Annotated in this window: 1 protein-coding gene; it reads right to left on the bottom strand. The window is 69.3% G+C overall.

The features are described from left to right. The coding region (locus ACIQ8J_RS35895) for an amino acid adenylation domain-containing protein (protein WP_403278389.1) at positions 1–1,319 on the bottom strand (1,319 nt) is incomplete at both ends.

Genomic DNA, 1,319 nt, shown 5'->3' with positions numbered 1-1,319 from the left:
CAGGACGGTTCAGATAGCCACGAGCCAGACCCGCGCCGGCAATGTACAGCTCCCCCGCCACCCCCACCGGCACCGGCCGCAGCCCCGCATCCAGCACGTACACCCGCATGCCGTCCATCGGACGACCGATCGGCACCGTGTCCGGCACCTCCGCGAGTGACCTCATCGGATGGCACGTGGCGAACGTGGTCGTTTCCGTCGGACCGTACACATCGGTGACCACGATGCCAGGGCAGGCCTCCAGCACGCGCCGCAACGCCACCGCCGGCACCAGGTCGCCCCCGGTCCACACCTCGCGCACTCCGGCGAAGGACGCCGCCGACTCCTGTGCCAGCAGCCGGAAGAGCCCGATCGTCATGAAGACGGCGGTGACTTCCTGGCCGGTGATCACCCGTTCAAGTGCCGAGATGTCGAGTTCACCGGGCGGGGCGACCACGACGGTGCCGCCGGACAGCAGCGGCACCCACATCTCGTACGTCGAGGCGTCGAACGCGTGGGGCGAGTGCATCAGAACCCGACGGTGTGCGTCCGCCCGGAAGTGACGGTCCGCGGCCAGTGCCGCGACGTCCGCGTGCGTGACCGCGACGCCCTTGGGCATGCCCGTCGAACCCGACGTGTACATCACGTACGCGAGCTGCTTGGGGTGTCCGGCCACTGCCGGATCGTCCGACGGCATGTCCGCCAGCTCCGCGGTGTCGTCGACCACCAGTACCCGCGCCGCGTGGTTGAACCGCACGTCTGCCGAGGCCCGGTCCGTCAGCAGCACCGACGCTCCGGTGTCCGTCATCACCGCACTCAGCCGTTCCGCCGGTGACCGCCTGTCCAGCGGCACGTAGGCTGCGCCGGTCTTGAGGACCGCCAGCGTCGCCACGACCAGTTCGGCCGACCGCTCCAGCGCCACCGCCACGAACCGTTCCGGGCCCGCACCCCTGGCCAGCAGAACATGCGCCAGCCGATTGGCCCGCGCGTTCAACTCCGCATACGTCAGCGACTCACCCTCGAACACCACCGCAACCGCGTCCGGCGTCCGCACCACCCGCTCCTGGAACAACTCCGTTAGCATGACGGTGGGCGGTTGTATCCCTTCGGTGCCGTTCCATTCCTCCAACACACGTCGGCGTTCGGCCGTTTCGAGGATGTCGATCCGGCTGACGGGTGTGCCGGGGTCGGTGGCGGTGCTCTCCAGGATCCGGTGCAGCCACTGGCTCAACCGCTCGGCGTGGGTCCGGTCGAAGGTGTCGGGTTGGTAGCTCAGGGCGAGGGTCAGCCGGGGTCCGGGGAAGGCGGTGAGGCTGAGCGGGAAGTGCATCAGACCCGCA

Origin of the sequence: Streptomyces sp. NPDC094147 (assembly GCF_044764265.1) — a bacterium.
GTDB lineage: Bacteria > Actinomycetota > Actinomycetes > Streptomycetales > Streptomycetaceae > Streptomyces.
This window is presented reverse-complemented; position numbering and strand designations above follow the sequence as displayed.